General features: G+C 68.9%; 10 protein-coding genes and 1 pseudogene. 7 read left to right on the top strand and 4 right to left on the bottom strand.

All coding sequences use genetic code 11. The features are described from left to right. The first annotated feature begins 17 nt into the window (after nucleotides 1–17). From ACFW2E_RS36535 to ACFW2E_RS36525, 3 genes are read left to right on the top strand one after another with little or no spacing between them, the layout of a single operon-like run. The gene (locus ACFW2E_RS36535; RefSeq protein WP_384473225.1) at nucleotides 18–359 is read left to right on the top strand and encodes an ArsR/SmtB family transcription factor; all 342 of its coding nucleotides are present in this window, start codon (nucleotides 18–20) and stop codon (nucleotides 357–359) included. 3 nt (nucleotides 360–362) lie between these two features. Beyond that, the gene (locus ACFW2E_RS36530) at nucleotides 363–869 is read left to right on the top strand and encodes an SRPBCC family protein (protein WP_384473222.1); all 507 of its coding nucleotides are present in this window, start codon (nucleotides 363–365) and stop codon (nucleotides 867–869) included. After that, nucleotides 869–1,534, top strand: coding sequence for a dihydrofolate reductase family protein (locus ACFW2E_RS36525; RefSeq protein WP_384473219.1), 666 nt, complete (start codon nucleotides 869–871; stop codon nucleotides 1,532–1,534). The genes ACFW2E_RS36530 and ACFW2E_RS36525 overlap by 1 nt, the downstream gene beginning before the upstream one ends. A 71-nt stretch (nucleotides 1,535–1,605) precedes the next feature. Here the strand turns inward: ACFW2E_RS36525 and ACFW2E_RS36520 are convergent, their stop codons facing one another. Further along, on the bottom strand, nucleotides 1,606–1,752 hold the full coding sequence (locus ACFW2E_RS36520) for a hypothetical protein (RefSeq protein ID WP_384473216.1): 147 nt from the start codon (nucleotides 1,750–1,752) through the stop codon (nucleotides 1,606–1,608). 350 nt (nucleotides 1,753–2,102) lie between these two features. Here ACFW2E_RS36520 and ACFW2E_RS36515 point away from each other — a divergent pair, with 350 nt between their 5' ends. Together ACFW2E_RS36515 and ACFW2E_RS36510 are read left to right on the top strand one after the other, a co-directional pair. Beyond that, on the top strand, nucleotides 2,103–2,291 hold the full coding sequence (locus ACFW2E_RS36515) for a hypothetical protein (protein ID WP_384473214.1): 189 nt from the start codon (nucleotides 2,103–2,105) through the stop codon (nucleotides 2,289–2,291). Then, nucleotides 2,284–3,164, top strand: a pseudogene (locus ACFW2E_RS36510) (helix-turn-helix transcriptional regulator); the annotation flags it as partial. The gene ACFW2E_RS36515 and the pseudogene ACFW2E_RS36510, both read left to right, overlap by 8 nt. Nucleotides 3,165–3,294: 130 nt before the next feature. Here ACFW2E_RS36510 and ACFW2E_RS36505 read toward each other — a convergent pair. Next, nucleotides 3,295–4,101, bottom strand: coding sequence for an SDR family NAD(P)-dependent oxidoreductase (locus ACFW2E_RS36505; protein WP_384473211.1), 807 nt, complete (start codon nucleotides 4,099–4,101; stop codon nucleotides 3,295–3,297). After that, a complete protein-coding gene (locus ACFW2E_RS36500) occupies nucleotides 4,098–4,859 on the bottom strand; it encodes a hypothetical protein (protein ID WP_384473208.1) in 762 nt (253 codons plus the stop codon). Before ACFW2E_RS36500 ends, ACFW2E_RS36505 begins: the two co-directional genes overlap by 4 nt. A 94-nt stretch (nucleotides 4,860–4,953) precedes the next feature. Between ACFW2E_RS36500 and ACFW2E_RS36495 the strand changes: the two genes are divergently transcribed. Beyond that, nucleotides 4,954–5,574 carry a CGNR zinc finger domain-containing protein gene (locus ACFW2E_RS36495; RefSeq protein ID WP_384473205.1) on the top strand — a complete coding sequence of 207 codons (621 nt, stop codon included), beginning with the start codon at nucleotides 4,954–4,956 and terminating at the stop codon, nucleotides 5,572–5,574. A 127-nt stretch (nucleotides 5,575–5,701) separates the two neighbouring features. Then, on the top strand, nucleotides 5,702–6,151 hold the full coding sequence (locus ACFW2E_RS36490; protein WP_384473202.1) for a winged helix-turn-helix transcriptional regulator: 450 nt from the start codon (nucleotides 5,702–5,704) through the stop codon (nucleotides 6,149–6,151). A 192-nt stretch (nucleotides 6,152–6,343) separates the two neighbouring features. Here the strand turns inward: ACFW2E_RS36490 and ACFW2E_RS36485 are convergent, their stop codons facing one another. Continuing rightward, a complete protein-coding gene (locus ACFW2E_RS36485) occupies nucleotides 6,344–7,279 on the bottom strand; it encodes a hypothetical protein (protein ID WP_384473199.1) in 936 nt (311 codons plus the stop codon). Nucleotides 7,280–7,487 lie beyond the last annotated feature (208 nt).

Raw genomic sequence — 7,487 nt, 5'->3', positions numbered from 1 at the left:
GGAATATGATGGCTGCCATGGCACGAGCAGCGACGACGTCGGACGCGTTCAACGCGATCGCCGAGCCGCAGCGCCGGGACATCCTGGCGCTGCTGCGGGCGGGCGAGCGGCCGGTGACCGACCTCGCCCAGGAGCTGGGAATGAGCCAGCCGCGGGCGTCCAAGCACTTGCGGGTGCTCCGGGAGGTGGGGCTGGTGCGGGTCCGCGGGGCGGGCAAGCAGCGCCTCTACGGCCTGGACGCCCGCGGGCTGCGGCCGGTCCACGAGTGGGTCGGCGGGTTCGAGCGGTTCTGGAACGAGAGTTTCGACCGGCTGGACACCTACGTGCAGGACCTCAAGCAGGCACGACAGGAGGAATGACCGATGGCAGGGGCAAGGCACGAAACGCGGGCGGAGCCGGCGTCGGCCGACCGGGAGATCGTGATCTCCCGGGTCATCGACGCCCCGCGGGAGCTGGTGTTCGAGGCGTTCACCGAGGTCCGGCACTTGTCGCGGTGGTGGGGTCCGGAGGGGTTCACCACCACCACGCGGTCCTTCGAGTTCCGCGAGGGCGGGGAGTGGGACTTCGTGCTGCACGGGCCGGACGGGACCGACTACTCCGAGTGGATCCGCTGGCTGCGGATCGCCCCGCCGGAGCGGATCGCGCTGCTGCACGGTGAGTCCCGCGACGACCCGAACGCCTTCGAGTCGGTCCTGACCTTCGCGCCGGAGGGCGCGGCAACCCTGATCGTGATGCGCACGGTGTTCCCCACCAAGGAACTGCGCGACGAGGCGGTCGAGAAGTACCACGCGATCGAGGGCGGCCAGCAGACCCTGAGCAGCCTGGCGGCCTACGTCACCGGCCTCGCGCGGAAGGGGGCGGAGGGCTGATGGCCGGGAAAGTGTTCTTCAGCGTGACGATGTCGCTGGACGGCTTCATCGCGCCCGAGTCTGTGCCCGTTGACGACTTCTTCGCGCCCGACAAGCGGGACGACCCGGACGTTCAGCGCTGGATGGGGCAGTGGACGGAGCTGCAGCAGTGGCTGTTCCCGCTGCGGTTCTTCCGGGAGAACTTGAAGCTGGGCGAGGGCGGCGAGGAGGGTCGCGACAACGACGTCGCGCGGGAGACGTTCGAGCGCACCGGCGCGAGCGTCATGGGCAAGCGCATGTTCGACCTCGGCGAGCAGGCATGGCCGGAGGAGGCGCCCTTCCACACCCCGGTCTTCGTCGTGACGCACACCAAGCGTGACCCGTGGGAGCGGCCCGGCGGCACCACGTTCCACTTCGTCAACGACGGCATCGAGCACGCCCTCGACCAGGCCCGCGAGGCCCCCGGCGACCGCGTCGTCCGCAACGCCGGCGGCGGCGCGCCGATCCTGGAGCACCTGAACGCCGGCCTGGTCGACGAGTTCTCGATCACGCTGTCACCGGTGCTTTTCGGCGCTGGCACCCGCCTGTTCGACGGCGTGGACGCGTCCAGGGTCGCGCTGGAGCCGGTCCGTTCGGCGCCGTCGTCGCGGGTGACGCACCTGACCTACGCCGTGCACCCACGGTAGCCGCGCCACCCTGGCGACCCGAGCACCCACGGCGCACACGCTTGAATCAGCGCCCATGGCATTGGCCATCTTCACGCCGAGGTGGCGGAGTAGCCGCCCTGGGTGGCGGTGCCGGGCTCGACCGGATCGGGGCTGCCGTAGATGAGGGTGTGCCCGTTGAGGCAGTACTGCTCCTGGCCGACCCGGCAGTTCTCGCGATCGTGGCAGGAGTTGACCACGCAGCCGATGCCGACCAGGTCGCCGACCTGGTGACGGGTGACTTCGGGCCGTGGTGATGCGGACCAGCGCGTCGGTGGGCTCCTTCAGGGCCGGGTCGGCGACGTGCCCGACGCGGACGTCGCCGGCTGCGTACATGAGTGCTGCGCGCACAGTGTTCCTTCAGCTTGGAAGCGGTTTTCAGGCCCGGGTTCGCACTGCCATTCCTGGGCCTTCTCCAGAAAACCGCGCACCGGCACGCAGGTGGGAGTCATTGCTCTTCCAGGTAATGGCAGTACCTCGCAGGCCCCTCCCGACCCCTCTACCGTGAAGGAGCCGGCACAGGATTCACGCCGAACAAGAGGAGTCACCCGTGCCCCCGGATTCCCGCCCGACAGCAGCCCCACGACTCATCGGGGACGCCGTACCCAAGCCGGGCTCACTGACCGGCGTCTTTCTGCTCGGCGGCGTGGGGGCGCGGCCCGCGTTCTACGCCGGCTGGCGCCAGGCCGCATCCGCCATCGGCGCCGGCAAGAAGCCCTTGAGATCTGATCATGGCTGATATCGACAAGAAGAACCTGGCCGCGGAGGTCCGCGAGTTCCTGAGCACCCGGCGGGCACGGATCACCCCGCAGCAGGCCGGGCTGCCGTTCTACGGCGGAAACCGCCGCGTGGCGGGCCTGCGGCGCGAGGAGGTGGCCCTGCTCGCCGGAATGAGCGTGGACTACTACGTCCGGCTCGAGCGCGGGAATCTCAGCGGCGCCTCGGACTCTGTGCTCGACGCCCTCGCTCACGCACTGCAGCTCAACGAGGCCGAGCGCGCTCACCTCTATGACCTGGCCCGTGCGTCAACTCCGACGGGCCGGCGTCCCACGGTGACCGCGTCCCGTGTGCGGCCCACGATCCTGCGGCTGCTCGACTCGATGACCGACGCGCCGGCGTATGTACGCAACGCACGGTTCGACATCCTCGCAGTCAACGCGCTCGGCCGGGCGTTGTACGCACCGGTCTTCGACTCGCCGCTGTTCGCCCAGCGCGAGCCCGTCAACACTGCCCGCTTCCTGTTTCTGGACCCCGCCGGCCAGGACTTCTGGGCCGACTGGGACAAGGGGGCCGACGACTCCGTGGCCTTCCTGCGCTCCGAGACAGGCCGAGCGCCCCATGACAAGGCGCTGACCGACCTGATCGGAGAGCTCACGACCAAGAGCGAGGAGTTGCACGCCGATGGGCCCGCCACGACGTGAAGATCCACCGCTCCGGCGTGAAGCGCCTTCACCACCCGCTCGTCGGTGATCTCGCGCTGCCCTACGAGGCGATGGATCTGCCGGCCGATCCTGGCCTCCGCCTCAACTTCTACACCCCCGAACCGGACTCGCCGGAGCGGGAGGCCCGGCCGGCGGCCGTGTGTCCGATGAGGACGGGCACGATCAGCCCATGTCGTCCCCTCTGTCCTCCTGGCCCAGGTCGGTCACGTGGCCGACCGACTGACCCCGCGGACATCGTCCAGGGCGCGCAGCACCGCTGGCCGAGACATGACCGGGGGCCGTCGCCCCGAGCCGGCCGGCTCAGCGGGGAGCGAGCGTGTGCCGGTAGCGTTCGGCGGGCCGGGAGTTGGAGAGACTGCCGCTCAGCGCCTGGCGCGCGGCCTGGTAAGAGTCCCACATTTCGATGTCGGGGAGCGCCGGGAGGGTCACGAACTCACCGGCGTCGAGCCCTGCGAGGGCGGCGTCGACCATGTCGTCAGCGCTCATCACCCACCCCTGGGGCAGGCTCTCCACCGGGGTGCCGGCGATCTCCCAGAAGTCCGTCGCGGTGGCTCCGGGCAGGACCACCTGCACCCGCAGCCCCTTCTCGCCCAGCTCATGGCGCAGCGACTGGCTCAAAGCGAGCACGAATGCCTTGGAGGCGCCGTAGACGCCATTGAGCAACTCCGGTACGACAGCGACGATCGAACCGATGTTGATGACCGTGCCACCGCCTCGCGACACCGCACCGGGTGCGAAGGCGTAGGTGAGCCGGGTCAGCGCGGTCGCGTTGAGGGCGATCATGGATTCCATCGCGTCCACGTCCGAGTCCACGAGTCCGGTCACCGCACCGAACCCGGCGTTGTTCACCAGCACCGAGATGTCCGCGTTGGAGCGCAGCACCGCCTCGACGCGGCGCAGGTCCTCGCCCTGCCCGAGGTCGGCGATCAGCACCTCCACCGAGCGGCCGGTAGCACTGGTGATCCGCTCCGCCACCGCGTCCAGCTTCTGCCGGTTGCGCGCCACGAGGATCAGGTCATGGCCCCGCCGGGCCAGCCGGTCGGCGTACACCGCGCCGATGCCCGAGGAGGCACCGGTGATCAGGGCGGTTCCCAATGTTGTGCTCATTCTGCCGTCGTTCCTTCGAATCGCAGGTTGCTGATGTCGATCGTGACCATCAGCTCGTCGTAGATCGGTGATCGGTTCACATCCCGCCGGTAGGCCCGGCGCATGGTGGGCATCCGGATCCCGTCCACTTCGACGATGTTGTGCACGTACTGCGCGGCGGCGAACCCGCCGGCCACGTCGACGTGGTAGTCGTGCCGGCGCAACAGATTGTCCGTGCCGAAGTAGAAGTCCTGGATCGTGCTGTGTCCGGCGATGTGGGCCGGGAAGGTGGCCCGCAGGCCGCGCCAGCGTTCACCGTTCTCCCACCACGGCTCGATCTCGGCGGTCTCGAAGCCGGGCATGGCGAGCAGGAACGGGGTGGTGAGATAGGTCCACATCGCGTATCCGTTGAAGTAGGCGCGGTGCAGTGGGTCCCAGGGAATGTGCATCTCATGGCCGTCGAAGGACGACCTGGGGTTGACGCGCTCCGCCACGATCCGCCCGTCCGGCTTCTCGATGGCGATGCGGTCCGGGCTGAAGTCGGTGCGCTGGTCCGGCGCGCCGAACGGGTGCACGGAGGCGTGCTGGGTATGCGCGGAGACCGTCATTTCACGGGGATCCGGGTCCTGGACCAGGCCCTTCATGCCCCACAGCCGGCCACCGGTGACGATCGTGGCGCGCACCGTCTGCACCTGCCGCCAACGATCGAGCCCTCCGTGTGCCTCGAGTACTTCTCGCAGCAGCGGGCTCACCGGTGGATCTTGGGTCTGTCTCGTCATGGGGGTTTCCTTCGCTGGGTGGAGCTGAAGCCGTTCGGCTTCACGACGTCACGGCCCCGTCACTGCACTTGACGCAACCGTAGTTCTTTCACCTATGTCGAGCAAGGTGAGGATCGACATAACCGACTACACTTTCCATATGTCGTACGCAGCCACCGAACGCTTTGAGATGGAGCTGGCGCCGGGGGGTCTCGCCCTGGTGCAAGACCTGCTGAACACCATCGGCGTGGGTGGGCCGAGGTACCCGGATCTACTGCAGGAGGTGCGACCTGCTCAGCAGTGGCTGGATGCTGCGCTGGAGCAGTGGGCGGAGAGCACCGGGGCCGGCCGGCTGCCCGACATCGCACTTTCCGGGCGGGACCTGCCCCGTCTTCGTGCCGTCCGAGACCGACTGCACGCAGGCTTGTGCCGTCACGAGCCGTCAGGCCCGGAGCCGAGCGGCTCGATCCGGCTCACGATGAGTGCCGACGGCCGGATCGAGGCGCACCCGGAGGGGCGCGGAGTCCGATGGATTACTTCGGCGCTGCTTGCAGAGATGTACGAGGCGCAGCGGAAGGACGTCTGGCGGCGGTTGAAGATCTGCCGCTACGAGAAGTGTGCCGTGGCCTTCTACGATCGCTCGCGGAACAACAGCGGGGTCTGGCACGACGTGCGCATCTGCGGCAACACCGTCAATCTGCGGGCTTCCCGGGCCCGGCGCAGGCAACTGTCCTGATGCGGTCGAGCATTGCCGCACCCAGCGGGCCACGAAGGTCTCGGTCCCGGCCCGTGGGTTCTGCAGGTAGTTTAGACATGCAACCACGGCGCAGAGTCGCCACCGCGAGATCGGGGAGGGCCGCACAGTGCGCAGAACCAGATTCGATGACGCCGCGTGCCCGATCGCGCGCTCGCTGGACCAGATCGGCGACTGGTGGTCCCTCCTCATCGTCCGGGACGCGCTGGACGGCGCACGCCGGTTCACCGAGTTCCAAAAGCGCCTCGGCCTGGCCAAGAACATCCTCAGCGCGCGGTTGAGCAAACTCGTGGCCCACGGAATCCTCCGCTTGGAGCCCGCATCGGACGGCAGCGCCTACCAGGAGTATGTGCTCACGGAGAAGGGCGAGTCCCTGCGCCTGGTACTGATGGCCCTGCGCCAATGGGGCGAGGACTTCCTCTTCGCCCCGGACGACCGCCCCTTGCCGCACGTGGTGAAGGCCAGTGGTAAGCCCCTGGGACCTCTTGAGATAACGCATCCGAAACCGCGGAAACTGGGCCCGCGCGATGTGGAGGTCCTCAAGGAGCTGGACGACTGACGTCTTCTTCCGCGGCTGGTGGGTCCCCGTCTCCCGCGCGAAGGCCGACGGCGCCACGCAGGCGGTAGGCACGGACCCCCGCCCACGTCCGGCGACAGCAGTTGCTTCGCGCCGACCGGCTCGCCGGTCGTGCGCCTCGCCGCCCACGACCCCCGGCCCTGTGTGTCGAGCGGGCGCGGACTGCCGTAGGGATCACACCGCGGAAACACGATGGCCGGCCCTGTGCCGCTCGCGCAGCGCATGCCGGAACGTGGCCGCGCACAGGAGAAGGAACGCGGCGCTCACCGCGGTCAGCAGACTCCAGGCGACGGCCTGCCGGCCGGACATACCGGTTCCGTACAGCCAGCGCACGAGGAAGTTGGTGCTGGCGAAGACCGGGAAGGTGAAGATCCAGTACCCGTAGTGGAACGACTGCTGACGCACATCCGGGAGCAGGAACGCGATGATGAGCAGCGTGAAGAGCAGCAGGCCCGCGAACCCGTAGCCGATCATGTCCAGCACTCCGTGGTGGGCCGCCATCCAGGCAAGGCCGCCGGTGGCCGGCGGGATGACCAGGACGGTGAGTGTGGGACGGGCGGGTGCGGGCATACTGCCGCCGCCTGCGACGAGGCTGCCCAGGACCACTGTGCCGAAAGCGAGCCAGTAGAGGACCCCGACCGCGAAGGTCGCCGCCGCCAGTTCCGGAAGGCGAAGCACCGAGGCCGTGGAACTGGAGATGAAGGGTGCTGAGACCACCGGCAGCAAATAGCCCGGGTGCAGAGGTGCCGCGCTCAGGCCGCCGGTCACCCAGTGGGCCAGAAGCCGGGCGGCGATGACCGCGGCAGCCGTGGCGAATACGGCATAGGCCCATCGGGCGCCGTCCAGGCCGTAACGGGAGAAGTGCCCCGCCGTGAGCATCCCGACGATGGGGACGTAGGCAAGGGTGAAGCCCTGGCCGGGATGATGGAGATCGTCGAGAACGTTACGCCATCGCGCCCCACCGCGGAGCACATACTTCGCGAGCAGGACCACCCACACCAGGCCGCTCAGGACGAACAGCGCATCGCTGGCCCACAAGGGTGCCGAGACGGTCGCCGCCGCGGACTGCCATGCGCCGCCGAGGCCGGCCGTGCCCAGAGAGATGGACATCAGGCCGATGCTCTCCGCGCGAGGGGCCGGCGACTGCCGGCCGCCGGGAACGAGGACTCTGTTGGGATGCCGAGGCGCCCCGGTGGGGGAGGTCCCCTGCGTGCCACCGGGCGTGCTTTCGGTAACCGCGTCCATGCCGACGGACTGCATCGCGACCTTTCGTTGAACTCTTCGGGAGCGCGGACTGGAGCTGAGCCGGAAGAGCCGG

Origin of the sequence: Streptomyces sp. NPDC058964, assembly GCF_042741275.1 — a bacterium.
GTDB lineage: Bacteria > Actinomycetota > Actinomycetes > Streptomycetales > Streptomycetaceae > Streptomyces.
This window is presented reverse-complemented; position numbering and strand designations above follow the sequence as displayed.

Excerpts from the sequence above, each read along its gene's own strand:
- ACFW2E_RS36495 (WP_384473205.1), top strand. The coding sequence starts at position 4,954 with ATGTCGAGCAAGGTGAGGATCGACATAACCGACTACACTTTCCATATG.
- ACFW2E_RS36535 (WP_384473225.1), top strand. The coding sequence starts at position 18 with ATGGCACGAGCAGCGACGACGTCGGACGCGTTCAACGCGATCGCCGAG.
- ACFW2E_RS36525 (WP_384473219.1), top strand. The coding sequence starts at position 869 with ATGGCCGGGAAAGTGTTCTTCAGCGTGACGATGTCGCTGGACGGCTTC.
- ACFW2E_RS36500 (WP_384473208.1), bottom strand. The coding sequence starts at position 4,859 with ATGACGAGACAGACCCAAGATCCACCGGTGAGCCCGCTGCTGCGAGAA.
- ACFW2E_RS36505 (WP_384473211.1), bottom strand. The coding sequence starts at position 4,101 with ATGAGCACAACATTGGGAACCGCCCTGATCACCGGTGCCTCCTCGGGC.
- ACFW2E_RS36485 (WP_384473199.1), bottom strand. The coding sequence starts at position 7,279 with ATGTCCATCTCTCTGGGCACGGCCGGCCTCGGCGGCGCATGGCAGTCC.
- ACFW2E_RS36530 (WP_384473222.1), top strand. The coding sequence starts at position 363 with ATGGCAGGGGCAAGGCACGAAACGCGGGCGGAGCCGGCGTCGGCCGAC.